Here is a 26146-nt window from a genome sequence, read left to right on the forward strand (position 1 = left end):
CGGCCGGCGCCGACGTCTACGCCGACGCCGCACCGCGGCCTGCGGTCAGGAGGCGAAGGCCCTTTCCAGCCTGGGGATCAGGTCCCGGAGATCCTCTTCCCAGCAGCCCGCGTTGTGGCCGCCGTTGCACAGGGTGCCCCAGGCCGAGCCATCGCCGTAGTCGACGTAGTAGTAGGGCATGCCCAGGGCGTCCATGCGGTCCTTGACGTGCTTGGACGCGCTTTCGAGCCAGAACTCCGGTTCGGTGGCCGAGCCGCGTCCGTTGCCCACGTAGATGGAGACGCCGACCCCGGCGAGTTTGTCCATGTGCTGTGACGGGTCGACCGCGTTCCACCGCCAGTCGATGTTGAATATCGGGTAGGGCGAGCCGAACAGGGCGTCGCTGTCCACGCCGGGCTTGTACGGGTCGTCCGCGGGGTCGCAGGCTCCGGATGAGGAGCCGCAGATCACGCCCTGCGCGTCGATGAGGGAGGCGACGACCGCCAGCCTCAGGTCCATGGAGGCGGCCGACAGATCGATGTCTCCCGACAGGGACGCGGTCTGGCTGAACAGGTCGGGACGGTCCTGGGCGTAGTGCATGGCCCCGAACCCGCCCATGGAGACACCGGCGATGGCCCTGGCCTTCTTGGTGGCGATGGTCCGCAGGTTCGCGTCGATGAACGGAATCACCTGCTTGAGGTGGAAGTTCTCCCAGTTCTGGGCACCGGCCGGAGTGTTCTGGTTCAGCCAGTTGGCATACCAGCCCCGAGCGCCGCCGTCCGGGATGACGGTGATCATCGAGTTCGAGGTGGTCAGCGCCGGATAGTTCTGCTGCACCGGGTCGTCGGGCGAACCGTGCAGGAAGTACAGCACCGGGTAGCGCCTGGCCGGGTCGTCGTAGTAGCCGCTCGGCAGAATGATTTTGATGTGGTGCCTGCCCGCGACCTCGGGCGTGGTCACGGTGATGTAGAAGTTGGTGGGACCGCCCGCCGCGGTGTCGACCTGGGTCAGGCCGAACCCGTTCGCCATCGGCGGCGGTGACGCGGGGCCGCCGGCAGCCTGTGCCGAACCTGTCGGCACGGCCATTCCCACCATGGCGACCATCAATGCCACCACCATTCGCCACCGACTCGACGTACTCGATGCCCTGGATGTTGTCGATGTTCTCATTACAGCTTGCCCCCTCGTGAGCCTTGTCTTTTGAGGTTCCCGCGTGCCCACACTTCGGTCTCAGTCCAGGACCTTGACCTCCAATACCGATGAGGCCGCGATTTGACCCTCCGTGAACCGTTCCGTCACCCACTGGCTTGCCGAGAACAGCTTTGTCTGATCGGCGTAGTGCGGAGAGTTCGGGTTGGCCGACTGCGAGTAGGCCAGTACCGAGGAGGCCTGGGGCGGGCCGTCGGCGGTGAACCGCACCAGCTGGATGAAGCTGGACCCGAAGGTGATGTCGAGTTTGCCGTCGACCTGACCAGGAGTGACCACGTTCAGCACGCCCAGTTCGGTGATCGAGCCGTGGATCGGGATCTGCTCACCGTTGCGGGTGATCTTCTGAACGTCGGACAGGGGCGCGTTCAGCGCAATACCCGCATTGCGCAGCGCGAGAACTGCCCGGCCGAAGGCGTCGCGGACGGCGGAGCTGCCGGAGTCCAGCGAATTGGGCGTGTGCACCGGGTCCTTGGGGTCGAAAGGAACCCGCCAGGGAAGTTTCTCGATCGCCTGTCCACCGAGCAGGAAGGCCCAGTAGTTCTCGAAGAGCCAGGAACCCCGGCTGCCCGCCGTGTAATTGTGGTCCTTCCAGGCGGCCAGGATCGGACAGGCCTCGCTCACGTTGACCAGGTTGCCGTCGACCAGGATGAGCCCGAAGGGGAGGCTCCGGCACATCGCCACGGTGGCGTCGAGGGCCAGGTCGGCTGCCCTGCTGTTGTCGGAGAACAGCAACTGCCCCATGTTCTGCGGTGTGAAGCCCCTGCCCGGCAATCCGTCGGTGCCGTTGATCCGGTGCTGCGCGGTCAGGATCAACTCCTGGGTACGCAGCGATCGGGGCGCCGCCGTGTCCCCCATCACCCTGGGATACGACAGCGGCTGCTCGGGGTTGGCCAGCCAGGGACTGTCGTTGGCGTTACCCACGAAGTCGGACCGGATCAGGCGGGGCTGCTTGTGCGGGTCCAGCAGTCCCGGTGCGACCGCGTTCGGGTCATCGGGCCAGTCGCACGCGCTGCGCTTGCCGTCGAAGATGGAGATCGGTGGCACGTTCGGCAGCCGTAGCCCCTGGTTGAACAACAGTTGGCCGGTCAAGGTGAGGCACGACGCCGCGTGCTCGTCGGTGATGTTCGGGGTGGCCTGGATGTCCGCGTACAGCGCGTTGCCCTTGCGGTCGGAGGCGACGGTGTTGAAGAAGGGGACGCCCTCCGTGGTCTCCAGGGTGTTCACCACGTCGTTGACGTCCTTGGCCTGGTCGAGGTGGAACCAGGTGTTCAGCGCCCGCAGGTTGTCCATGTTCACGTCGCGTACCGCGTGCGCGCTGACCACCCAGGGCAGCGAGACACCCTGCATCGATGTGGTGATCGGGCCGTAACGGGTGGACCACAACGTCCTGGTGACCTTGCCGATGGAGCCGTCCGCGTTCAGCACGTCGACACCGACCTGCTGCGAGGTCATCTGCTGCCAGGTGCCGTCAACCAGGTAGTTGGTGGGGTGCTGCGGGTCCACCTGCACGTCGAACAGCCCGAACGGAGCCACCGTGGCGACCGTGTGGCTCCAGGCGACGTCGTCGTTGTGCCCGATGTTCACCGCGGGGAACCCGAGGAGGCTGGCCCCGGAGACGTTCATCTGCCCCGGGATCGTCAGCTGGCTCTGCCACATCCGGTTCTTGCCCTGCCACGGAAAGTGCGGGTTGGCCAGCAACATGCCGGTGCCCCCGGACACCCCCTGCGAACCGACCGCCAAAGCATTGCTGCCCATGCTCTGTTGACGGCTGACAGCCATCGCGTCGCGGATCTTCGCCGCCGTCTCCTGGGGTGAGGAGGCCGACGGCGAGGCGGCCGAGGCCCCCGGGGGTGCGGCGTTCACCTGGCCGTCCAGCAGCGGATCGGCGCTGCCCATGATGATCTCGGCGTGCGCGTGCCGGTAGACGTCCAGCTCCGTGATCGGCCGCACCCAGGCCGCACCGCGGCAGGCGGGGTCGGAGATGTTGTTCACGCCGGTCTCGGCCAGGTACCTGTTGTATCCCTGGACATAGCCGCGTATGGCCTCTTTGACCTGCGGCTCCGGCCCGTTGGGGGCGGGCTGGTCGATCAGCCGCTCCACCACCCGGTTGTCGTTCATCCGCTGGAAGTACAGGTCGCTGTTGAGATTGGTGGTGGTGTTCTGGTTCTCGCCAGGGCTCGCGGTGCCCTTGGGGCCCAGATAGCGGGACCTCTGGGCATTGACCATCAGATAGGTGTCGGCCAAGGTGCAGATGTTGTCCTTGGCCGCGGCGTATCCGTAGCCCGTTCCCAGCCCCGCCCAGTCGGAGGCGATGATGTGCGGGATTCCGTATTCGGTGTAACGGATCGTCGGCTTGTCCGGCCCCTGTCCGGCGGCCGACGAGCGGGTGGTCGGTGACCCGGTGGTCGGTGACCCGGCGGCCGCCATCGTGCTCATCACCGCCACCGCCGTCATGACCGCCATCGGCAGCCTTGCCGTGAATCTCCTCCGCGCCATCTGGCCGTCCTTCCGCTGTGGTCCAGGCCGTTGTCTGAACGCGGCCACGCTAAGGAGGACCGATGAAATCTCGATGATGGCGCGGCGCTCGTCCATGCACGGGCGGCCGCTCCGGGCTTGCCGCGTCGAGCAGGAGTTTCGCGGGCACCCCGTACCTGCGCGCCGAGTTCCCGTTACGCCGCCGTCCGCTGCACGTTCTTCTCCGCGTCTCGGACGCCGCGCGAGAGACGCTCGGCGATCGCCGCGACCAGCGTGCGCGGTCGGCGGGGTGCCAGGTGGGCGTTCACCGCGTTGCTCAGGCCCGGCGTGACGTAGGCGCGGTCGGCGTCGAGGGCGCGCAGTGCGGACCGGACGACCGGTTCGGGCATGCTGAACGCCCCGGTGACAGCGGCCTTGCGGGTCCCGATGACGTCGAAGAACCCGGTTTCCACGGGCCCCGGGCAGAGGGCGAGCACGCGGATGCCGCGCCGTCGGTACTCCTGGCGGAGCGCGAGACTGAGGTCGAGCACGAAGGTCTTGGAGGCGCCGTAGACGGCGAAGTACGGCGTCGGCTGGAAGGCGGCGGTGGACGCCACATTGATCACCGCGCCCCGGCCCCGCGCGAGCATGCCGGGCAGCAGCTCATGCGTGAGGTCGACGAGGGAGACGATGTTGACCATCAGCTGGTCGTGGTCGCGCCGCCCGTCGATCTCTTCGAACCGGCCGCAGGTGCCGAATCCGGCGTTGTTGACCAGCACGTCCACGGTCAGGCCGCGGTCTGCCAGCTCGGCGCCGATGCGGCGGCCGGCGTCCGGCTCGGCGAGGTCCTGGACCAGGACGTGGGCGCTCACCCCGTGGGCCTCGCCGAGCCGGTCGGCGAGGGCGGCCAGGCGATCGGCCGAACGGGCGACCAGGACGAGGTCGTGGCCGCGCGCGGCGAGCTGCGCGGCGAATTCCGCACCGAGGCCGGAGGATGCGCCGGTGATCAGAGCAGTGGTGCGCACGGTGGTTCTCCTTCTGTCGTGGGCCAGACCCGAACCGACGGCCCATCATCTGTGACAAGAGAGTATCGGATATTGACAGAACTGCAACACTCTTGTGTCAGTTGTGGAAGGACCCGCGCCCCCGCTGTAACGTCTCCGTGTACGACAGGGCTGGAGGTATGACATGAGCAAGACGGTGGGCCGCCCGCTGCGGGCCGACGCCGAACGCAGCGTCCGCGCGATCCTGGCGGCCGCGGAGCACGTCTTGGCCGAGAATCCGGCCGCGTCCATGGAGCAGGTCGCGGAGGCGGCCGGAGTCACCCGGACCACCGTCCACCGGCGGTTCGCCAACCGGCAGGCCCTGGTCGACGCCTTGGCCGCCGAGGGGGCCTTGAAACTCGCGGAGGCCATCGAGGACGGCCACCCCGAGACCGCTCCTCCACTGGTCGCACTGCACCGTGCCACTGCCAACGTGCTGCGGGTCAAGGGCGCTTGGGGCTTCGCCCTCGGGCCGGCCGTGGCCCACAGCGAGCAGGCCGCGCGGACACACGAGGAGATCGCCCACCGCTGCACCGAACTGCTCCGCCGGATCCAGGCCGAGGGCGTGATCGCCCCGGACGCCGACCTGGAGTGGGTACGCCGCGTCTTCTACGCCCTCATCAGCGAAGTTCTGCACGGCGGGGACGTTGCCACCGACGGCGCTCGCGACCCTGCCGCCGGCCCCGACGCCGCCCCCGACCCCGACGCGCTCGCGACCCGTATCGTCGACACCCTCCTCCACGGCGTAGGCCCGCGCCCGTCCTGACCGGCCGGGATCCGGGCTCGGGACATCGCGCGGACCGAAGGCCCTGCGGCGGTTTTGGGCGCCGGCCCGGCCGGGAATGCACCCCCGGCCGACCGGGTTCAGCGGTCCCGCGATCGGGTGGGTCCTGACGGTGATGACACCGTCGTGGCCGCCCGGTCGGTCCGGTTCAGCGGGGCGCGTCGGGTTCGTCGAAGCGGAGTACGGTGTCGACCTCCCGGCGCAGGGCGTGGGCCGTGGGCGGTGGAGCGTAGGAGAGGCGGAACAGGAGCAGTTCGGTCTCGTCCGGGTGTTGCGGGACAAGGGCGGAGAGGCGCCGGCGCAGGGCATGCAGGGTGGCCGTCTCCGCCGCGTCGAATCCGGTGCCGTCGCCGCGCTCGACGCGGGCGAAGAGGTAGAGCAGTACGGTGACCGGCTGGAATCCGAGGCCCAGGGACGTCGCAGTGAGCCAGAGCCGTTGCAGGGCCCTGCCTCCGGCGAAGTGGGCATGCGGGCCGGTCCCGGTGAGGGTGAGGCAGCCGATCGCCGAGGAGGCGGCGACGCTGTTGCGCGCGCCCTCCTCGAAGGCCCGGCCGCCGCCCACCTGCCGGACGAAGGAGAGGTGGGGCCAGTGACGGGCGAGGGACAGGCCCGCCAGGTCGGCGCCGTCCGCTTCGAGGGTGGCGATGTCGATGCCGTCGCGGGTCTTCTGCACCTCCTCGGGGGTCCAGCGCAGTTCGCTCATCATTTCCTGGTGCAGGCGCGGGGACAGCATGCGCAGGCGGTCGCCGGCGCCCAGGATGCGCCCGGCCTCCTCCAGCTCCGGCCGGTCGGTGATCAGGTGCAGACGCGCGCCGCTGTCGGCCGCGCAGCGCACCAGGGTCCGCCGGTGGGATGCGTCCAGGGGGCGGGCCGGGCCGGGCCTGCGGTTGGTGGTTCGCCGATCGATCCAGTCGACGAGTTCGGGCCGTGGTGTGTTCGGGGCCCTGGAGAAGGTGAGTTCGCACACGAGCCCGGGGTCGGCCGGGTCGGGGAAGGGGCGAACGTGACAGGCCCAGCCCGCGGCCCGGGCCGCGAGGTCGATGTTCTCGACGGCCGCCCCGGTCGCGAGCTCGGTGGCGGTCCCCCGGAAGTCGAGCAGCGTCGGCGGCTGCGTGTCGTCGGTGCGGCAGTACAGCACCGGGCCCCGGGCGACGAACTTCCAGGGCTGGACGTTCCCGCCGGAAGGGGCCCGGGTCCCGTACGCCACCAGGCGGCGGATGCCTTCCTCGCCCAGGACCTCGCCGGGGCCGGGCAGGACGAGCGGGGAGGTACGCGGGTGCTCCGCGGAGCCCGCCGCCGGGCGTCCCGAGATCGGCACGGCGGGCATCGGGCGGGGCTGGGTCCAGTCGCGTACGAGCTCCGCCAGGTCGACGAAGAAGCGCCCCGAGCCGGTGAACTGCCCGAGCAGGACCCGGCGGGCCGTGTCGGTGATGACGGCGGCGCCCAGGGCCACCCCCGAGGCGAGCTGGGGCCACGAGGAGAGGGTGTGCCCGATCTCGATCAGCGAGGGGGCCATGCGTGCCGAGAGGTTTTCCGGGCCGAGGATCCGCAGGACGTGGGGCACCTTCTCGCGGACCGGCAGCCCCTTGAGGTCGGCTGCGGCCACACCGTCGAGCAGGCCGTGCAGCACGGGCCGGTCCGGTTCGAGGTCGAAGCGCTCCACGTCCAGCATGCCGCGCTCATTGGTCTCCATGAGCACCGCGATTCCGTGCGCCCGGGCGCGCTCACGCGCGAAGACCTTGATGTAGAGGTCGTCGCACTCCTCGATGAACAGGTCGGCGCGGCCGTCTCCCGTCAGGAACGCGTCGACGTTGTCCTCGCTCAGGCCTTCGGGCCAAATGGCGATGTCGAGGTAGGGGTCGATCTCGTACATCTGCCGTGCGGCGAGGACCACTTTGGGCAGGCCGATGTCGGTGACCGAGGCGCGCAGCCGGTTCAGGTTCGAGAGGGAGAGCCGGTCGAAGTCCGCGAGCCGGAAACGGCTGCCGACGCCTTCCTGGGCGAGGGTGAACGCGCTGGCGGCGCCCACGGAGAGGCCGGCCACGGCGATCGTCCTGCCGGTGAGGTCGGCCTGCTCCGCCGCTGTGATCTTGTACTGGTTGCGGGACTGGCGCAGCTCGCGGTACTCCCGCTCCGGCAGCACGTGCGCGAGCCGGCCCGACCACGGGTACCAGACCCATGTCCCGTACTCCAGGGGCGGCTGCCCGTCGAGATGCCCTTCCACCGCCGTCGCGAGTTCTTCGGCGCTCGGACTCCAGGCGGGGTGGCGGGTGGTGAGCAGCTCCGCCACCTGTTCGGTGAGGGTGTCCCGCACCGGCGTCGCCTCACCGCGGGCGAGTATCCCGGTCAGCTCGGCCCGTTGCCCGGGGTCGTCCGCGGCGAACAGGCGAGGACGCCAGGGACCCGCGTCGTCGGCCGCCCGGGTGGCGGAGTGGATGTGCGCTTCCAGACTCATCGTGCACCTTCGGCAGGTCGTGGTCGGGGTGGTTACCGGAAGAGAGGGGCGGCGGGCGGCGGACGGCATCAGGGCTGCGGCGAGAGCAGCGGGAGCTCGAACAGCTGCACGCCGAGCTGGTCGGCGCAGGCGCGCAGGACCTGCTCGGGTATCCCCTCGCGCGAGCGCCTCAGCGCCTGGCCCAGCAGGTCCAATGTCCGCGCCAACCGCGCTTCCCGGTGGTGGAACGCTTCGATCCTGTCGAGGGAGTAGTACGAGGTGATGCCGGGGAAAGGGACATCGGTCAGGGGCAGGTCCCACCGCCACCGGTAGCCGCAGGGCGCGTACGTCTGCGTCAGCCGGGCCGAGCAGCTGCCGAGGAGCGCGGTGGCGCCCAGGGTTTCGGCGGCGGCGATACCGGCGACCATCAGCACGGTGACGAGATGGCGTCCTCTCCAGTGCGGCGCCACCCACGCGCCGGCGACTTCCGCCACCACCTCTCCCCGGGCGCGTGCCCGGGCGCCGCCGGAGGCGACTTCCGGACTGCGGAGGTGGATCTCCGAGGGCAACTCCCCCGTGACCCCGTGGTGGATGCGCACTCCGCCCACGAGGCGGCCGTCGTCGTCAACGGCTGCCACACAGCTCAGCGCATCGGCGCCGACGCGTGGATCGCCCTTTCCGAACCTCACCATCGACTCGTGGCCGAGCCGGGCGTACGCCCTCTCCTGCTGCGCGAGAAAGTCCTGGTAGAGGGGGTCGTCGAAGTGGATGTCGAACAGCTTGAGGTGCATGTGGACGCCTTGAGGGTGTAGGGGGCCCGGCGCGCGGCGGTCCGTTCGTCCCTGCGGAAGGTCAGCGGCCGTTCGTGTCGCCGCCCTCTCGACGGCTGCGGCGGCGCCGGCCGAAGGCGCCGGCCAGCCCGACCAGGCCTCCTGTGAGCGCGCCGGCCACGAGGATGCGCAGCAGGTCTTCCATCGGGTACTCCCCCTCTTGGGCTCATCGATTACGAACCGGGACACTATCGACGGGCATGCGGCCTGGCTTGGACAAATCTGACCTCGCCGCGCACGGGACCACCGCGGGCTGTACAACCCTGGTTGTAGCCGGACGCTTCCTCTGGGGGTAAGGGGGAATCAACTCCTGGTGGGCCGACACGGGCGGCGGCCGGAGGCTACGTTGGCGCCCTTCCACAACGACCATGACGGAGGATCGCCGCATGCGGACCCGGTTGGCAGCTGACCCGCGCAAGCGAGTGGTGTGGGGGATAACCCTCGTCCTGCTCGCCGTCACCGCGCTCCTCGGAGTGGCGCCCGGGGCCGCCACGGCAACGGCCCTCGCCGCCCCGCCCGTGCCCGTCCTGTCCTGGGGTCCCTGCGCCGACCCGGGGGACGGCTTCGAGTGCGCGACCGCCCGGGTGCCGCTGGACTACCGCCGGCCCACCGGGCGTACGATCCCCCTCTCCGTCACCCGACGGCTCGCGGCCGACCGGGCCCACCGCACCGGCGTCCTGCTGCTGCACCCCGGCGGACCCGGCAACTCCGGTGTGGACTTCGCCCGTAACAGCTACGACGCGCTGCCCGCCTCCCTGCGTGACGCCTTCGACGTCGTCGGGTACGACATGCGCGGAGTGGGGCGCAGCGGACAGGTGGAGTGCTGGAACGACAAGGAGTACTCCGCCGCCGTCGACGCCGCACGCGGCGTACCCGGCCCGGGGGCCCTGCACGGCGCCATCCGGCAGGGCCTCGACTTCGCCACCGCCTGTCAGCAACGGTCCCCGGACCTCGTGCCGTTCATCGGCACCGCCTCGAACGCCAAGGACATCGACCTGCTCCGCCAGGCCCTCGGCGAGGAGAAGCTCTCCTTCTACGGCCGTTCCTTCGGCAGCTACGTCGGCACCGTCTACGCCGCGCAGTTCCCCCGGCGCGTCCGCGCCATGGTCCTGGACGGCGCCTACGATCCGCAGCACTACGCCGACGCGCCGTACGCCTACGACGCCGGGCAGTTCGTCGCCCTGGACGCGGCGGTCGGCCGGTTCCTGGACTGGTGCGCGCAGAACGCCGCCACCTGCGGATTCGGCGAAGGCCGGCCGCGGCAGGCCTTCGAGCAGCTCAAGCACGCGCTGGACGCCGACCCCGTCATCACCGCGAGCGGGCGCCCGGCCACGGGCTACACCCTCGCCTACCGGCTGATGTTCAACATCAACGCGGGCAAGGAGATCTGGCCCGAACTGGGACAGGCCCTGCGGGCGGCCCAGGCACACCAGGGGTCGTTCCTGCTGTCCCCGCCCTCACCCGCGTCCTTCGACTTCCTCAACGTCAACATGGCCGTCGAGTGCGCCGACCGCGTCTATCCGACCAGCCCCCTGCTCCTGGGCGCGCTGGTCGGCGCCCACGTCACCGCCGCTCCGCTGCTGGGACCCCCCATCGGCCTCGGGCCGCCCACCTACGACCACAACCACGCGCCCACCTGCGCCCAGTGGCCGGCGGAGCGCCCGAGCCGCTTCGAGGGCTCCTACCGGGCGGCGGGTTCCGCCCCGATCCTGGTCCTCGGCACGACCGGGGACCCGGACACCCCGTACCAGGACGCCGTGGCCCTCGCCGGGACGCTGGACAACGGGCGGCTGCTGACCTTCGCCGGTGAAGGACACACCGCCTACAACCGGAGCGCGTGTGTCAGCGCCCTCGTCACGAACTACCTCGCCGGCCTGGCGCTGCCCGCACCGGGCACCGTCTGTGCGGACGAGACGCCCCCGGAACCGCTCGGCCGCCGCACCGCGGGCGTCGAGGTCGACGAGACGCGCGATGTGATCCCCACACTGCGCTGAGGACCTGCTCCTGAACACCGGCACCGAGCACCGGCACCGAGCACCGGCACCGAGCACCGAGCACCGGCCGGATCCCAGCCGCTCGCCGCCCCGGCACCCTGACCAGTGATAATGGCCCGGACACGCCAGGCGAGAAGGTCACGGGGGCACAGCGTGCGGGGGCGGAATGCGGAGCGGGACCGGATCGAGCAGTTGCTCGCCGCCGCTCGTCAGGGGACGAGCGGCGCCCTCCTCGTGCACGGTGAGGCCGGGATCGGCAAGACCGCGCTGCTCGAATACGCCGCCGGGCGGGCGGACGGTGTACGCGTGCTGCGCGTCGAGGGCATCGAATCGGAGATGGAACTGGCCTTCGGCGGCCTCCACCAGCTGTTCCTGCCCGTGCTGGACCTCGTCGACGCCCTGCCGCAGCCGCAGGCCGCGGCCATGCGGGCGGTCTTCGGGCTGACCGGCGACGGCGTGCGTGACCGCTTCACCGTCGGGCTCGCGGTCCTCACGATGCTGTCGGAGGCCGCGGCCGACGGCCCGCTGCTGTGCCTGGTCGACGACGCGCAGTGGCTCGACCAGCCGTCGGTGGACATGCTGACGTTCGCCGCGCGCCGACTACGGGCGGAGGGCGTCGTGATGCTCTTCGCGGTCCGCGACGGGGCGCCCGGCGCCGCCGTGAAGGGGCTGCCCCGGCTGCTCGTCGAAGGTTTGGACCGCGCGGCCGCCGCCGAGTTGGTGCCGGGCCTGCCGCCGTACGTGACGGACCGGCTCATCGAGGAGGCGCGCGGCAATCCGCTGGCCCTGATCGAGCTGTCGACCGCACTCACCCCGGCGCAGCGCGCCGGGCGGCTGGGCCCGTTGGCGCTCCCCGAAACGGCCGCCGGGCTGCCGAGCCGGATCCAGGACGGCTTCCTGGAGCAGATCCGGCGGCTTCCCGAAGCCACCCAGGTGGTGCTGCTGGTCGCCGCCGCCGACGACACAGGGGATCTCGCCGTGGTGCTGCAGGCCGCGCAGCCGCTCGGTGGGGCGGTGGAGGACCTCGAACCCGCCGAACGCTCCGGGTTCGTGCTCCTGTCCGGGGCAGTGCTCCGCTTCCGGCATCCGCTGGTGCGGTACGCCGCCTACCGGGGCGCCCCGCTCGCCCGGCGCATCGCCGCGCACCGGGCGCTGGCGCAGGCGCTGGGCGCCGCCGGCCAGGCTCACCGGCGGGCCTGGCATCTGGCCGCCGCGTCGACGGGCCCGGACGAGCGGGTCGCCGAGGAGCTGGAACGGGTCGCCGAGTGGGCCGGGAGCCGGCAGGCGATGGCGTCCGCGTCAGCCGCCTACGAGCGCGCCGCCCAGCTCACCGCGGATCCACACCTGCGTGCGCGCCGGCTGGTCTGCGCGGCGCGGAAGGCCGGCGATGCCGGACAGGACGAGCGGTGCGGCGCGCTGACCGACCAGGTGCCGCTGCCGCTGGAGGACCCGGGCGTGGCGGCGAACTTCGCGCGCGCCCGGGCGGTGGTGGAGTTGGGCTACCGCAGGCCCGAGACGTCCGCCCGGATCCTCCTCGACAGCGCGGAGGTGACCGGCGCCGGCCGTCCGGACACGATGGCGTCGCTGCTGACCGACGCCGTCCACGCGGCGTTCTGCGCGGGGGACGCCACGCTGATCGAGGAGATCGCGTCCCGCGCCCCGCATCTGCCGGTACTGGCCGTGCCCGCCCGGCTGTTCGGCGGTGACGTGCCCGGCGCCCTCGACGCGCTCGACGCGTTGCGCGCGCTCGGGAAGAGCGGCCAGGACCCTGCCGGCGGCGTCATGGACCGGCTGATGACCGGGATCTACTCCCGGCTGACCGGCGACCACGAGGCCGCACGGGAGGCCGCCGCGGGAGCGGTGGCCCACTGCCGCGGCGAGGGCATCAGCGGGTGGCTGCCCACCACCCTCCACCTGCTGGCCCAGACGGAACTGGCCCTCGGCCGCCATGACGAGGCGTCCGCGCACGCCGCCGAAGGGCTCCAGCTCGCCGAGTACTACGACCTGGCCCACCGGGCCGCCCATCTGCGCGCCGCCCTGGCGATGCTGGCGGGCGTCCGGGGGCAGGAGGAGCAGGGCCGCGCCCTGGCCGGCGAAGCCCTGGAGTACACGCGACCGCGCGGGGTGGGACGGGGTACGGCGGACGCCCTGTGGGCGCTGGGCGTGCTCGAACTCGGCCTGGGCCGGCCCGAGGCGGCCCTGGAACCCCTGGAGTCGGCGCTGCGCGATGCGGCCCATCCGCTGCTCTGCCTGCCTCTGCTGGCGGACCTCGTCGAGGCGGCGGGACGCGCCGGCCGCCCGGAGCGGGCGGCGCAGCCGGCACGGCTGCTCGGGGCATGGGCCGCCGCACTCGGACAGCCCGCCCTCTCCGCCCTGGCCCACCGCTGCCAGGCACTGACCAGCTCCGACGCCGCGGCCGAGGAGCACTTCACCGCGGCGCTGGCCCTGCACGACGGCGGCAGCGACTACGACCGGGCCCGCACGGCGCTGCTCTACGGGGAATGGCTGCGCCGCCTGCGGCGCCAGATCGACGCCAGGGACCAACTGCGCGCCGCGCTGGAGGCCTTCGATCGGCTCGGCGCACAGCCCTGGGCCGGCCGCGCCCGGCAGGAGCTGGGAGCAGCGGGCGGCGAGACCGGGCTGACCGCCCGCGAGGACGGGCCGATCAGCCTGCTGAGCCCGCAGGAACGCGAAGTCGTCCGGCTGGCGGCATCCGGTGCGAGCAACCGGGAGATCGCCGCCCAGTTGTTCCTGAGCCCCCGCACGGTCGGGCATCACCTGTACCGCGCCTTCCCCAAGCTGGGCGTCAGCTCGCGCACCGAACTCGCCACGCTGCTGGCTTCATGAGGCCGCGGTCTGCGGCGCCGGTGCGGTTGCCGGCACCGCGTAGATCATCCGGGTCTGGGCGGTCCGGTAGCCGGCCCGGGCGAAGGCGGCGGCCATCGGGGCGTTGTCGGTGTCGGTGGTGGCCGTGATCAGTTCGGCGCCCGCCTCCACCTGCACCCGGGTGATCTCGGCGAGCACGTCGTCGACGTACCCCTGTCCGCGCAGCTCGGGGACGACGCCCAGGTAGCCGACGTTGCGGCTGTAGGGCGTGGCGGACGGCAGGGCCAGCCCGGCCACCTGCCCGTCGGGAGTGCGGGCCAGGCGCCACCACGAGCGCTCGCCCGGGCAGCTGAGGTAGAAGTCCATCTCCTCGCGGGCGGTGGCCTCGGCTCCCATGGCCACCAGGTTCCGGCGCGTCTCGCCGTCCAGGCTGCCCACCGCGATCCGTCGGAAGACGTCGAGGAACTCCTCGTCCGAGCCCTCGGTGAAGGTGAGGCGCCCGCCGGAGGCCGGGAGCCCGGCGTCGGGGGTCCACTCCAGGCGCAGCCGTTCCACCTCGGCGGTGAGCCCGGCCGCCCGTGCGGCCTCCTGCCGCCAGTCCAGGGCGGCGACGACGTCCGGGTCCTCGCGCCAGCCGTTCGGAAGTGTCAGGTTGTACAGCGGGGGCTTGGTCGCGCCCTGCTCGGCGAAGGCCCGCAGGCCCGCGGTGATCAGCCCGGCAGCGACCGCCGCGCGGTCGACGACCGAGGGGTCGACGTGCAGGCAGTCCAGTGCGACCGGGTACTCGCTGGATGCCTGTCCCCACCACAGGGCGCGGGCCACGACCCGGCCGCCGTCCTCGGCGATCCAGGTCCACTCGGGCCTGTACATGCCCTCCGCCAGTTCTTCGAGGTAGCGGTCGGCGGGAATCCAGCTGATGGGCTCGTCGACCGTCACGGCGGTGACGAGGTCGAGGTCGGTTTCGGTCGTGGAACGGAACAGCATGGGTGTGCTCATTTCTGGTGCGTTGATCAGTTCGTCGATCTCTCCGAGCAGCCGGCCTGCCAGGCTTGACGTCGCGGACGAATGCCACCGGGTCTGTGGAGACATTAGGTCGGCCGCTACCTGACGGGCATCAGTCATCCCGACGTAACGTCACCGGTCATCGGCCTGCCGGGCATCGGTCGGCGCGGACGTGGCAGTGGGGTTCGGGCAGCCAGTCGCAGGCCGGGTCGTATTCCAGCCAGCGGCTGCGCCCGGCTTCCGCGGCGAAAGCGCCTACGAGTGCGTCGAGCCGGGAGTGCCCGCCGTTGCCGCGCCACAGCAGCGACCAGGCGTACAGCGGCGTCGGGTCCACCAGCGGAACGCTCCGGATGCCGGGAGTCCGCGGGAGCGGTCCGTCGGCCGGCATCAGCGCGAAGCGGCGGGCGTCCGCGGACAGGCCGGCGAGGAAGTGGTCCGGTCCCAGGTTGGGGCCCTCGGCGCGGTCGCCGACGCCGAACCGCTCGGCGAAGCGGTGCAGGAAGTCGAGCCGGCCCAGCGTGCCGGGGGTCCACAGCACGCTGTCCCGCAGCTGACCGGGCCGGAGCGCGGCCTCTCCCGCCAGGGGGTGGTCCGTGCCGAGGATGACGTCCACCGGCTCCAGCCGCACCAGGCGGTGTGTCAGCCCCGCGGGCACGGGCGGGTGCACCCGCCCGAACGCGGCGTCGATGTCCCCGTGCAGCAGCGCGGCAGCCGCCGACGGCAGGTCGCGGCCGTGTCCCAGCTCCATAGGCGGCGCACCGGTGCGCGCCGCCACCTGGGCCAGCGTCCGCATCGGCGCGTACAAGTGGCCCCATACGTCGACCCGTAGCGGCCGGGGTTCGTCCCGTACGGCGGCCACGGCCTGGTCGGCGGCGGCCAGGGTCTGCCGGGCCGGTTCCAGGAAGCGGTGCCCGGCGACGGTGAGCCGCACGCCGTGGGCGCCGCGGTGGAACATCTCGGCGCCGAGTCCGGACTCCAGGCGGGCGATCCTCTTGGACAGGGCCTGCTGGGAGATCGACAGGGTCTCGGCCGCGCGTCCGAAGTGCAGTTCCTGTGCGGCGAGCACGAAGGCGCGCACCTGCGCCAGGTCGAGATCCACGCCCCTCACCTTAGGCGACAACCATTGGTTGTCGCCTTGTCCCGTGGGTTGTTGGACCGCTCGGCGCCGCGGCCGCTTCCATGATCCGCATGCAGAGACTGATTCCCACAGGAGATCCGGCACGTCCGGTGGAGTTCGCCGACGATGCCCAGCCCGTCCCGGCGGCCGACGAGGCGCTGGTCAGGGTCGAGGCGTTCGCGCCGAACCGCGGCGAAACGTTCTTGCTGGAGAGGCCGAGGCCGGGACTGGTTCCCGGCAAGGACGTGGCGGGGCTCGTGGTGCAGGCGGCGGCCGACGGGTCGGGGCCGTCGATCGGCACCCGGGTCGTGGGCCATCCGGCCAAGGGCGGCTGGGCCGAGTACGTCGCCGTGCCCACGCACTCGCTCGCCGTACTGCCCGACGGCATCGACTCCGTCCAGGCCGCGGCCCTGCCGCTGGCCGGGATCACGGCGCTGCGGCTGCTGCGCACGGCCGGCAGCGTGACCGGCAGGCGCGTCCTGCTGACCGGCGCGTCGGGCGGAGTCGGTCACTACGTCACCGAACTCGCCGCCGCCGCGGGCGCGGACGTCACCGCGGTGACCGCCACGGCCTCGCGCGGCGAAAGGCTGCTCGCACTGGGCGCGGCAGCGGTCGTGCACGATGTCGCCGAGGCGCGGGGCCCGTTCGACCTGGTGCTGGAGTCCACCGGCGGCGCCGTCCTGCCGCTCGCGCTGGCCAAGCTGGCCGCCGGCGGCACACTGATCTGGTTCGGCCAGGCCAGCCGTACTCCGGTGACGCTGAACTTCTTCGACTTCTTCGCCGGTCCGGAAGGCGGCTCGATCCGGCACTTCCACTACGCCGGAGCTCCGTACGGCGGGGATCTGGCCACCCTGGTGCGCCTGGTGGGCCTCGGACGGCTGCACCCGGAGATCGGCCGGGTCGGCGACTGGGGGCAGACGGCCCGGATCCTCGTCGATCTGCGGGAGCGCCGGATCCGCGGCAAGGCCGTCCTGACCACGGGAGCCGCACGATGAGCGCCGCGGTCTTCGCCACGGACTTCGTCGCCGCCCGGCTGACCCGGGCCACCGGGGCCGGGCTCGATCCCCACGCGTAGCTGCGCGTCGCGGGCGAGCCGGCCTCCGTCGACGGCTGGAGCGAGCCGCGCAGGCGGCGCCAGGGTGGCGAAGTGGAACCAGCGCGCCGCCGCCTGGTGGTACTCGCCGGCCGCGACCGGTGAGACCGCCAGCCGGGCGCGGGGTGCACCGCGTCGGCCTCGTCGGGCTCAGCCTGGGCGGCTACCACGTCGCGCGGAGCGCCGCGATGCGAACCCGCGTGGCGGCCGCCGCAACCGTGAGCGGCCCCTTCCGGCTCGACCGGGACGCCGTGCCTCCCCTGGTGCGGGACCTCGTCATCCGGCGCGCCAAAGGAGCCGAAGCGGCACGCGACTTCGTCGGCCAGGTCGACCTGAGGGACTCTCTCCCGGTGTCACTCCGGATCGTTCCGGATGCCTTACCCGGCGCTCCCGCCACTACCTTGTCGACGGCGTCCGCCAGAACGACCAGCCCGGAGCCCGGGGAGCAGCGATGCCGACGACCGCCACCACCGGCCGGCCAACCACCGCCGCCGCCGCCGCCAACGTGCTCCGGCATCAGGAGCGCAAGCTGCTCCACGCGGTCGGCTGCGGTCTGCGGGACGACGAGATCGCCGCCGCCCTGGCCATCCCCGAGGATGCCGTGGCCGGAACCCTCGCGCGGATCCTCGTGAAACTCGGGCTGCGCGACCGGGCCGCCGCCATCGTCCACGCCTTCGACTGCGGCCTGGTCGTCCCCGGCCGCGGCCCCCGCACGCAGGCGGGGAGCCCGGTGGCGCGGACCGCCGCCGCCGTCCGAGCGGCCCGTCCGAAGGTGCAGATCTCCGTGCTCGGACCGCTGCGGGCATGGCAGGACGGGCGGCCCCTGAACCTGGGGCATCTGCGCCAGCAAGCCGTACTGGCGGCGCTGGCGCTGCGCGCGGGGCGGACGGTCAGCCAGCGGGAACTGCTCGACGGCGTATGGGGGATGGAGCCGCCGGTCACGAACGTGGTGCCGGTGTACGTCTACCGATTACGCAAGACCCTGCGCATCGGGGACAGCCCGGATTCGGTGATCGAGCACAACCGGTGTGGCTACCGGCTGGTCTCCGGCGCGGTCGAAGTGGACGTGGCGCGCATGGAGAAACTGGTCGCCGACATGGCTGCGGCCGATCGGGCGGGCGAACCCACCGAGGCGCTCCGCCTGTGTTCTCAGGCGCTGGACCTGTTTCGCGGGGAACTTCTGGCCGGCCTGCCCGGACCGCTCGCCGAACTGGAGCGGCTGCGGCTCACCGAGCGCAGGATCGCCCTCGCGCAGCGGAAGTTGGAGTGGCAGCTGCGGCTGGGCCAGCACTCCGAAGCGATCGCCGAGCTGTTCGCCTTGTCCACGGCGCACCCCCTGAACGAGCCGGTGGCCGCGATGCTGATGCGCGCCCTGTACCGTCACGGCCGGCAGGCCGACGCACTGACCGTCTTCGACCGCGCCCGCCGCCGTCTGACCGACGACCTGGGGGTACCTCCGAGCCGGATGCTGCGGCGGACGTACCAGATGATTCTGCGCGGGGACGAAGCCGGCCTCGGCCTCACCAGGACCGCGCAGTGACGCGAGTACGGGCATGTCGGCCGGGCCGCACAACCGGATCACCACCTGTCAGCGGCCGGTTGCCGTTCTCGGCCGTTGACAGATGGTGAACGCATTCGGCTACGCGCCCAGCCGACGGGCTTTCGCGGCTACCAGGGGTACCAGGCGCCGTTGTACCACTGCTCGCTGGCGCCGTCGTTGTGGTGATCCATGTTGAAGTCTTCGGGGTAGTTCCTGACGTGGTTGTTCGGGTAGGTCCAGATGCCGGCGGACTCGTCGCAGACGTAGTCCCAGTGGCAGATCGTCTTGACGGGCACGTTGCCGAAGAACCTGTCGGCGCCGGCGAGCGGAGCGCCGATGACACCGCCGAACGGCACGGCTCCGCCGTTGGCTCCGGGAGGGCCCTGGCGCTTGGGGTCCGCGATGAGAATGGCGTTGACGTTGTCGAACGTCTGCCAGTTCTCGGTGACCCAGATGTGCACCACCGCCGCGCCCAGGGAGTACCCGGCCATCTTGACGTGCTGACCCGGGCACGCGGCGCGTTGGTTGCGCACCAGCCGGTTCAGCTCATTGACGCCTGCGCGGGCGCTGGCACCGTTGGGAATCTGGGTGGGGTAGCCAACGTGCTGCTGGATGTTGCCGGAGAAGCCGTCGTTGTTCCAGGAGCTGCCCGTGCCCCCGACGACGATCGTGTAGGTGCCCTCGCACGAAGCCGCCGCTTGTGCCGTGGCCCCCTGTGTCGCCGAAAGCCCGACCGTCATCAGAAGACCGGCCAAAACGGCCGCGATCCTTCGTGTTCGCATTCCATCCTCCGCATGTAGTTGGCCTGCGCGTGTGCTTTCCGATGCGGTACGCGGTCGGCCAAGGTCACCGGACGACAGTGGCAGCGGTCGATGACATCCCGATGAAACGGGCTGTCGCCGGATCGTGGCGCTGCTGGAGCCGTACGGCTGCGAAGGACGCTCAAGGGTGCAGCAGTCGCGTCCAGTCCTGCGGAACCCGGTCGGCCGGTCCCGGCGCAGGCTGGTCCGCCGGGTGGGCACCGGGCTGCGTCAGCTCGGGGCCGGAATCGTACAGTTCGTTGCCGTCGTAGTCCCAGAACCAGTCCTCCCCCGGTTCGAAGCTCTGCACCAAGGGGTGACCGGTGGACTTCCAGTGCGCGGTGGCATGTTGAGCGGGTGAGGAGTCGCAGCAGCCGATGTGGCCGCACTGGGCGCAGCGTCGCAGGTGGAACCACCAGCCGCCCGCCGCGTCGCACTCGACGCAGCCGGTGCCGCTGGGCGGGACGCTCGGGTCGATTCCGTCGATGGCACTCACGCCGGCTCCTCGGTGGTCTCGGTTGCGGTTGCGGTTGCGGTTGCGGTCCCGGTCCCGGTCTCGGTCCCGGATTCCTGGACGGTCAGCGGCAGCAGTACCTGGAAACGGGTGTCGCCCGGCGCGGACTCGACCTGGAGGCTGCCGTGGTGCTTGCTGACGACGATCCGCCAGGAGATGTCCAGGCCGAGACCGGTGCCTTCACCGACCGGCTTGGTGGTGAAGAAGGGGTCGAAGATGCGGCTGCGGATGTCGGCCGGAATGCCGGGCCCGGTGTCGCGGAACTCCACCAGCAGCCGGTCCCCCTCGCGAGCGGTGCGGACCGTGAGCGTGCCGTCGCCACCGGTGCTCCCGATGGCGAAGACCGCGTTGTCGATGAGGTTGGTCCACACCTGGTTGAGCTCCGCCGGGTAGGCGGGTACGTCCGGCACCGAGCGGTCGTAGTCCTTGACCACCCGGACCCGGGGGCCGATCTTGCCGGACAGCATCAGCAGGGTGCTGTCGAGCAGTTCGTGGACGTCGACGACCCGGTGCGGGGCGCGGTCGAGCTGCGAGTACTGCTTGGCCGCGTCCACGAGGTGGGAGATGCGGGTCGTGGAGTCGTCGATCTCGTCCAACAGCAGCTCGGTCTCGACCGTGTAGTTGAGCCAGCCGACGGCTCCCGGCAGGATGTCCTCGGCCACGGTCGCCGCGACCTGCTCCAGCCAGTCCGTGTCCAGTCCGGCCTGCACGAAAGTGGGCGCGATCCGCCAGCCGTCCGGGATGCCGTGGCCGTCCAGCCAGTCGGCCAGTTCGTCTTCCCGGTCGGAAGCCTCCATGGGGCTCAACGTCGGTGCTTTGGCGACGCGTTCGGCGGTGCGGTCCTGAATCTCGATGAGGCCGGCGAGTGCCTCGCGGGAGTAGGGGCCGCGGGCGATGACGGCCAGCTTGTGCCGCATCTTGCCCACCCGTTCCCGCAATGTGGCGGTGGCCCGGACGGCCGCCGCGGCCGGGTTGTTGAGCTCGTGGGTGAGACCGGCGGACAACGATCCCAGGGCCAGCAGCCGTTCACGCTGTCCGATGGCCCGCTGCGTGTTCCTGGAGCCGAAGAACAGCCCCTCCAGCAGGTGCGCGGCCATCGGGAACCACTCCTGCATGATGTCCGCGAACGACTGCGCGGGCAGCACGAAGAAGCGCGTCGGCTCACTCACCCGCATCGAGTTGTTGTACGTCTGCGGCACCCGGTCGCCCAGATAGGCCTGCATGGCCCCCGCGTACACCCCGCGCTGCGAGGTCCGGCTGACCTCCACGTCGTCGCCGCCGACCCGGCGGGACAGGACGACCGTGCCTTCGATCATCACGTAGAAGCAGGTGGCCGGCTCGCCCTCGGTGTACACCGGACCGGCCTCGAAGCGCTCCACCACCCCCTCGCTGCACAGCCGTCCGAGCTGCTGCGGGGAGAGCTTCTCGAAGAGGAACAGCGAGGCGATCTCGTGCGGGCTGCACGGCATGACCTGCCCGCTCACGACTGCTCCAGGTACCGGTGGACGAGCATGACGGCCATGGCTCCCTCTCCGACGGCGGACGCGACGCGCTTCGCGGACCGGGCGCGCGCGTCGCCCGCGACGAACACGCCGGGAATGTTGGTCTCCAGGTGGTAGGGCGGCCGGTCGAGTTCCCATTCGGCCGGCGGTCGCCCGTCCGGTGTGAGGTCCGGCCCGGCCAGGATGAAGCCGTGCTCGTCGCGCAGCACCGTACCGTCCAGCCAGTCGGTCAGCGGAGCCGCGCCGATGAACACGAACGTCCACTGGGCGTCGACGAGTTCGGTCGCGCCGCTGTCCACGTCGCGCAGCGTCAGCTGTTCCAGGTGCCCGTCGCCGTGTGCCGCCTCGACGACGGTCCGGGTGCGTACCGTGATGTTCGCCGTCTCCTCGATCTGCTGGATCAGGTAGTACGACATCGATGCCGTCAAGGACTCGCCGCGCACCAGCATGGTCACCGACTTCGCGCCCCGCGCGAGGTACACCGCCGCCTGCCCGGCGGAGTTGGCGCCGCCCACGATGTACACGTCCTGCTCCAGGCAGGAGGACGCCTCGGTGAGCGAGGAACCGTAATACAGTCCACAGCCGGTCAGGTCTTCGCAGCCCGGTGCCTGGAGCTGCCGGTACGACACGCCGGTGGCCAGGATGACGCTGTGCGCGGCGATCTCCGAGCCGTCGGAGAAACGGACGACGCGTGCCGCTCCGTTGGCCTCCAGCCCGGTGACCTCGCGTGCGGTGAGGATCTCGGCGCCGAACCTGCCGGCCTGGCGGCGGGCGCGTTCGGTGAGCTGTGCGCCCGATACGCCGTCGGGGAAGCCGAGGTAGTTCTCGATGCGGGAGCTCTGCCCGGCCTGCCCGCCGGTCGCCGACCGCTCGATCAGTACGGTCCGCAGTCCCTCGGAGGCTCCGTACACGGCCGCTCCGAGCCCGGCCGGGCCGCCGCCGATCACGACGAGGTCGTAGAAGTCGGAGGCCGGGGTCGTCGCGAGCCCCACGTGGGCGGCGAGGTCGGACGCCTCCGGCTCCACCAGCACGGTGCCCTCCGGAGTGATCACCAGGGGGAGCCGCTGCCCGTCGGCCCCGGCCGCCTCCAGCAGCCGCCGTCCCTCCGGCTCGTCGGAGGAGTACCAGCGGTACGGCACCTGGTTGCGGGCCAGGAACTCCCGAACGTGCGAGGAGCGCGCCGACCACCGGTGCCCGACCACCTTGGTGGCGGGTACCGGCCGGTAGTCGCTGGAGCGCCAGGCCGCGAGCAGGTCGTCCAGGACCGGGTAGAGCTTCTCCTCCGGCGGATCCCACGGCTTGAGCAGATAGTGGTCGAGGTCGACGACGTTGATCGCGTCGATCGCCGCGTTGGTGTCGGCGTACGCGGTCAGCAGCACGCGCCGGGCGCCCGGGTACACGCTCATCGCCTGTTCGAGGAACTCGATGCCGTTCATCTGCGGCATGCGGTAATCGGCGAGGACCACCGCCACCAGGTCACCCCGCAGCTTCAGCTCGTGCAGCGCCTCCAGCGCGGACTCGCCGGACTCGGCGCGCACGATCCGGTACGAGGCGCCGTAGCGGCGCCGCAGGTCACGGGCGATGGCACGGGAGACTCCCGGGTCGTCGTCCACGGTCAGGATGACGGTCCGCGCTGTTTCGGCGACCTCTGGCATACGTCTCCCGCCCCGAGCGGCCTGGACTGGCGGCACAGCGAGCGGCCTGCGCCGGTTCCCGTCATCGTATGTTCGATCGGCCGGGTTCGCCTCGGTCGACGCGACGGACCGGCGGCCGGGCACCCGGGGCCGGTGATCAGAGCGGGGTGGCTTCGTGGACCTGGTTGAGGTGGATGAGGATGTCGTAGGCCTGGCTGATCGCGAGGGTGGGGAGCGGGTCGTTCTTGAAGGACGAACCGGCCTCGTAGACGGGGCGGGGTGTGTTCAGCCAGGTGCGGGCCGCCGCCGGCAGCGTGCGCAGGTCGAGGTAGTAATCACGGTGGCGGACCCGGTCGAGGGTGTACTCCTGCATGTCGGGGGTGGCCGGAGGGACGGTGACCTTGCCCCAGGCCCCGCCGAGGGTGGTCGCGGTGAGGAATGACCCGCGGTCGAAGGTGAAGCCGATCGCGGCATAGTCCCGGCCGAGGGCGTTGCGCAGGAAGACGCCCTGGGTCGTCGGGTACATCACGGGGTCGCTGGACAGATAGCCCACGTGGCCGTTGTGCGCCGACAGCAGCATCTTGTGGCCGGTGCGGCGCTGCCACCAGGCGGTGTTGTCGGCCATGACCCGGTCGCGAAGGTGCTCCGCGGCGGACACCGACGCCGGATCGGACAGGTCGAGGGACGCGAAGGCGAACGTCTGGGCGATGTTGCGGGCGTGCTGTTCGGCCCACTCGTAGGCCTCACCGCCGGTGCCCTTGTCGGCGGTGACCAGGTCGAGTGCCCGCTGGGCGGTGGTGGCGTTTTGGCGTCGTTCGGCGAGGGGCTTGCGCAGGTAGACGAAGACGTCGTCGAGGGGGCGCAGGCCCGCATAGAGCTCTTCGAGGCGCGGAAGGTCCTGGGGGTGGTTCGCGCGGACGTGGGAGGTGACCCGGTCGAAGACGGCGTCGCCGAGCTTGGGCGCTCCGACGTCGTTGCCCATGAAGTGGACCTTCCGGTCGGGGTGCCGGTCGTTGTGCCGCCGCATCCAGGCGATGAGGCTGACGAACTCCTCGCGTTCCCAGGGGGATCCGGTCAGTGTCTCCTTGGCGATCTGCCGGGCGTCGCCGGCTCCGCCCTGGAGGTACTCGTTGATCCGCAGGCCGGCCGTCCAGCTCATCTCCAGGGCGAAGGTGGTGAAGCCCTTCTCCTCGACGAGGTGACGCAATACGCGTTCCTTCATGGCGAAGAACTCGTGCGAGCCGTGGGTGGCTTCTCCCAGTCCGACCACCTTGGCATCGCCGATCATGGCCGCCAGCGCCCGCAGGTCGGTGGTGGCGCCGCCGGGTTCCGTCGACCGCAGGGGGTGGGCGGCGCGCTCCAGCGCGCGGAGCGCGTCGGCCTGCCGGCCACCGTCCGTCGCCGTGGTGGCGGGTGAGGCGGAGGCTGCCGGGGCCAGCAGGGCGGTGGCAGCGAGCCCGGCCGTTGCTGCGAGCAGCCCCCGTCGGCCGATCGCCTGCTTGTGCGCGGTCATGCTGATCACTCCTCGTTTCGGTGTTCCACTGGGGCGAAACGATCATGACCTGGGGCGGGAGGGTGCCGCGCTGGGGCTCTCCTCCGACTTGACCGGGGGAAAACCCCAGTCAGCGGCCTCCGCGGGCGTTGAGCCGGGCCGCCTGGCGCGTCAGGTGGTCGCGCTCGGCGAGGTTGGGTGCCTTCCGGGCCGCCTCGACGTACAGGCGGGCCGCCGTCGCCAGGTCGCCGTCGCGCTCGTGGAGGTACGCCGCCACCGCGGCGTGGCGGGGCAGTGAGTCGTCCAGCGTCCCGAGCGCCGCCAGCCCGGCGCGCGGCCCGTCGGCCTCGCCGACCGCCACGGCGCGGTTGAGCCGGACGACCGGGCTGTCGGTCAGGCGCACGAGCTCGTCGTACCACTCGACGATCTGCACCCAGTCGGTCTCCTCTGCCCGGGGCGCGTCGCCGTGGAGTGCCGCGATCGCGGCCTGGGCCTGGAACTCGCCCAGCCGGTCGCGGGCGAGGGCCGCCTGCAGGATCTGGACGCCTTCGGCGATCGACGCGGTGTCCCACCGGTTGCGGTCCTGTTCGGCGAGCGGTACGAGGCTGCCGTCGGGCGCGGTCCGGGCGGCGCGCCGGGCGTGGTGGAGCAGCATGAGGGCGAGCAGCCCCGCCACCTCGGGGTGGTCGACCCGGGCCGCGAGCTGCCGGGTGAGCCGGATGGCCTCGGCGGCGAGGTCGACGTCGCCGGAGTAGCCCTCGTTGAAGACCAGGTAGAGGACGCGCAGCACGGTGGCGACGTCGCCGGGCGTCTCGAACCGTACGTGGGAGACGGTGCGCTTGGCCCGGCTGATGCGCTGCGCCATGGTCGCCTCGGGCACCAGGTAGGCCTGGGCGATCTGACGGGTGGTCAGCCCGCCGACGGCGCGCAGTGTGAGCGCGACCGCGGACGACGGCGTGAGTGACGGGTGGGCGCACAGGAAGTAGAGCTGGAGCGTGTCGTCCACCGCGGGCGTGGGCCCGGGCGCCGGCTCCTCGTCGACGATGTCCTCACGCCGGCGGCGGGCGGTGTCCGCCCGGGTCGCGTCGAGGAACCGGCGCCAGGCCACGGTGACCAGCCAGCCCTTGGGGTCCCGTGGCGGGTCGGCCGGCCAGACGCGGACCGCCTCGACCAGTGCGTCCTGTACGGCGTCCTCGGCCGCCGCGAAGTCGGCTCCGCGGCGGACGAGGATCCCGAGCACGCTCGGCGTGAGGCTCCGGAGCAGGGCCTCGTTCATCGATGAGGACACTCCGTGATGGTGGGCGACGCGGCCAGGAACGGGCGCACCTCGAGCCACTCGTGGATCGGCTTCCCGCCCGCCCCGGGGGCCGCGGACAGGTCGCCTGCCAGCTCGACGGCGCGCTCGTAGCTGTCGACGTCGATCACCATCCAGCCGGCGATGAGGTCCTTGGTCTCGGCGAACGGGCCGTCGGTGACCGGGGGGCGGCCCTCGCCGTCGTACCGGACCCACGCCCCCTGGGGGGCGAGCGCCTGACCGTCGACGAACTCGCCGCTCTTCTCGAGCCGGGCCGCGAAGTCGTTCATGTACTGCACGTGCGCCGAGATCTCCTGCGGCGTCCACTGGTCCATGGGTACGTCGTTGACCGCAGCCGGGGCGCCGCGGTAGTGCTTGAGCAGCAGGTACTTGGCCATCGTGATTCTCCTCGTGCGGGTGCGACCCATTCTGGCCGCCTTCACTGCAGGGACGGAGCCAGGCACGGATTCTCGACATCGCCGCCCGAATTCTTTTGGTTCTCGTATGTGCAGGGGTGGGGGGGGGCGGGGGGGGGGCCCGGCGCCCCCCACCCCCCCCCGCACGCGGGGGGGGTGGCCGGCCCGCCCCGAGGACCGGGGAATAAA

Annotated in this window: 20 protein-coding genes; 5 read left to right on the forward strand and 15 right to left on the reverse strand. The window is 71.6% G+C overall.

The genetic code is table 11. The annotated features are described in order from the left end of the window. Positions 1-45: 45 nt before the first annotated feature. The 3 genes from ACFWBF_RS26040 to ACFWBF_RS26050 all read right to left on the reverse strand — a co-directional run bounded on the left by ACFWBF_RS26040 (position 46) and on the right by ACFWBF_RS26050 (position 4667). Positions 46-1098, reverse strand: a complete 1053-nt coding sequence (locus ACFWBF_RS26040) for an alpha/beta hydrolase (protein WP_385606120.1) — start codon at positions 1096-1098, stop codon at positions 46-48. 111 nt (positions 1099-1209) lie between these two features. Then, positions 1210-3684, reverse strand: a complete 2475-nt coding sequence (locus ACFWBF_RS26045; protein WP_385606145.1) for a penicillin acylase family protein — start codon at positions 3682-3684, stop codon at positions 1210-1212. A gap of 173 nt (positions 3685-3857) precedes the next feature. Beyond that, positions 3858-4667 (reverse strand): SDR family NAD(P)-dependent oxidoreductase, encoded by an 810-nt coding sequence (locus ACFWBF_RS26050; protein WP_385606122.1) that lies wholly within the window; start codon positions 4665-4667, stop codon positions 3858-3860. 163 nt (positions 4668-4830) lie between these two features. Here ACFWBF_RS26050 and ACFWBF_RS26055 point away from each other — a divergent pair, with 163 nt between their 5' ends. After that, positions 4831-5451 carry a TetR/AcrR family transcriptional regulator gene (locus tag ACFWBF_RS26055; protein WP_385606124.1) on the forward strand — a complete coding sequence of 207 codons (621 nt, stop codon included), beginning with the start codon at positions 4831-4833 and terminating at the stop codon, positions 5449-5451. A gap of 166 nt (positions 5452-5617) precedes the next feature. Here the strand turns inward: ACFWBF_RS26055 and ACFWBF_RS26060 are convergent, their stop codons facing one another. The 3 genes from ACFWBF_RS26060 to ACFWBF_RS26070 all read right to left on the reverse strand — a co-directional run bounded on the left by ACFWBF_RS26060 (position 5618) and on the right by ACFWBF_RS26070 (position 8878). Beyond that, positions 5618-7924, reverse strand: a complete 2307-nt coding sequence (locus tag ACFWBF_RS26060) for an Rv1355c family protein (protein ID WP_385606126.1) — start codon at positions 7922-7924, stop codon at positions 5618-5620. Positions 7925-7992: 68 nt separating this feature from the next. Beyond that, on the reverse strand, positions 7993-8694 hold the full coding sequence (locus ACFWBF_RS26065) for a hypothetical protein (RefSeq protein WP_385606128.1): 702 nt from the start codon (positions 8692-8694) through the stop codon (positions 7993-7995). 61 nt (positions 8695-8755) lie between these two features. Continuing rightward, positions 8756-8878 (reverse strand): hypothetical protein, encoded by a 123-nt coding sequence (locus ACFWBF_RS26070; protein ID WP_385606130.1) that lies wholly within the window; start codon positions 8876-8878, stop codon positions 8756-8758. Positions 8879-9119: 241 nt separating this feature from the next. Between ACFWBF_RS26070 and ACFWBF_RS26075 the strand changes: the two genes are divergently transcribed. Then, a complete protein-coding gene (locus ACFWBF_RS26075; RefSeq protein WP_385606132.1) occupies positions 9120-10727 on the forward strand; it encodes an alpha/beta hydrolase in 1608 nt (535 codons plus the stop codon). Between the two features lie 153 nt (positions 10728-10880). Next, positions 10881-13574: an ATP-binding protein gene (locus tag ACFWBF_RS26080; protein WP_385606134.1), complete on the forward strand. Its 2694-nt coding sequence runs from the start codon at positions 10881-10883 to the stop codon at positions 13572-13574. Here ACFWBF_RS26080 and ACFWBF_RS26085 read toward each other — a convergent pair. Together ACFWBF_RS26085 and ACFWBF_RS26090 are read right to left on the reverse strand one after the other, a co-directional pair. Then, the gene (locus ACFWBF_RS26085) at positions 13569-14549 is read right to left on the reverse strand and encodes a GNAT family N-acetyltransferase (RefSeq protein ID WP_385606135.1); all 981 of its coding nucleotides are present in this window, start codon (positions 14547-14549) and stop codon (positions 13569-13571) included. The genes ACFWBF_RS26080 and ACFWBF_RS26085 overlap by 6 nt on opposite strands. A gap of 145 nt (positions 14550-14694) precedes the next feature. Then, positions 14695-15654, reverse strand: coding sequence for a LysR family transcriptional regulator (locus ACFWBF_RS26090; protein WP_385606136.1), 960 nt, complete (start codon positions 15652-15654; stop codon positions 14695-14697). A gap of 89 nt (positions 15655-15743) precedes the next feature. On the opposite strand from ACFWBF_RS26090, the gene ACFWBF_RS26095 reads away from it, so the two are divergent. Next, positions 15744-16667: a zinc-binding dehydrogenase gene (locus ACFWBF_RS26095; RefSeq protein ID WP_385606137.1), complete on the forward strand. Its 924-nt coding sequence runs from the start codon at positions 15744-15746 to the stop codon at positions 16665-16667. Between the two features lie 549 nt (positions 16668-17216). After that, positions 17217-18305 (forward strand): BTAD domain-containing putative transcriptional regulator, encoded by a 1089-nt coding sequence (locus ACFWBF_RS26100; RefSeq protein WP_385606138.1) that lies wholly within the window; start codon positions 17217-17219, stop codon positions 18303-18305. 128 nt (positions 18306-18433) lie between these two features. On the opposite strand, the gene ACFWBF_RS26105 is transcribed toward ACFWBF_RS26100, so the two are convergent. From ACFWBF_RS26105 to ACFWBF_RS26135, 7 genes are all read right to left on the reverse strand, one after another. Next, entirely contained in the window at positions 18434-19087 is a 654-nt protein-coding gene (locus ACFWBF_RS26105; RefSeq protein WP_385606139.1) for a cutinase family protein, read from the reverse strand. Positions 19088-19247: 160 nt separating this feature from the next. After that, on the reverse strand, positions 19248-19601 hold the full coding sequence (locus ACFWBF_RS26110) for a UBP-type zinc finger domain-containing protein (RefSeq protein ID WP_385606140.1): 354 nt from the start codon (positions 19599-19601) through the stop codon (positions 19248-19250). Next, the gene (locus tag ACFWBF_RS26115) at positions 19598-21088 is read right to left on the reverse strand and encodes an ATP-binding protein (RefSeq protein WP_385606146.1); all 1491 of its coding nucleotides are present in this window, start codon (positions 21086-21088) and stop codon (positions 19598-19600) included. The genes ACFWBF_RS26110 and ACFWBF_RS26115 overlap by 4 nt, the downstream gene beginning before the upstream one ends. Positions 21089-21099: 11 nt before the next feature. Then, on the reverse strand, positions 21100-22776 hold the full coding sequence (locus ACFWBF_RS26120; RefSeq protein ID WP_385606141.1) for an FAD-dependent oxidoreductase: 1677 nt from the start codon (positions 22774-22776) through the stop codon (positions 21100-21102). Positions 22777-22912: 136 nt separating this feature from the next. Beyond that, complete coding sequence (locus ACFWBF_RS26125; RefSeq protein ID WP_385606142.1) at positions 22913-24268, reverse strand: erythromycin esterase family protein; 1356 nt, start codon at positions 24266-24268, stop codon at positions 22913-22915. A gap of 109 nt (positions 24269-24377) precedes the next feature. Beyond that, entirely contained in the window at positions 24378-25523 is a 1146-nt protein-coding gene (locus ACFWBF_RS26130; protein WP_385606147.1) for an RNA polymerase sigma factor, read from the reverse strand. Beyond that, positions 25520-25939 carry a YciI family protein gene (locus ACFWBF_RS26135; protein WP_385606143.1) on the reverse strand — a complete coding sequence of 140 codons (420 nt, stop codon included), beginning with the start codon at positions 25937-25939 and terminating at the stop codon, positions 25520-25522. The genes ACFWBF_RS26130 and ACFWBF_RS26135 overlap by 4 nt, the downstream gene beginning before the upstream one ends. Positions 25940-26146: the final 207 nt, after the last annotated feature.

This window comes from Streptomyces sp. NPDC060028 (genome assembly GCF_042736725.1).
Classification (GTDB): Bacteria; Actinomycetota; Actinomycetes; order Streptomycetales; family Streptomycetaceae; genus Streptomyces.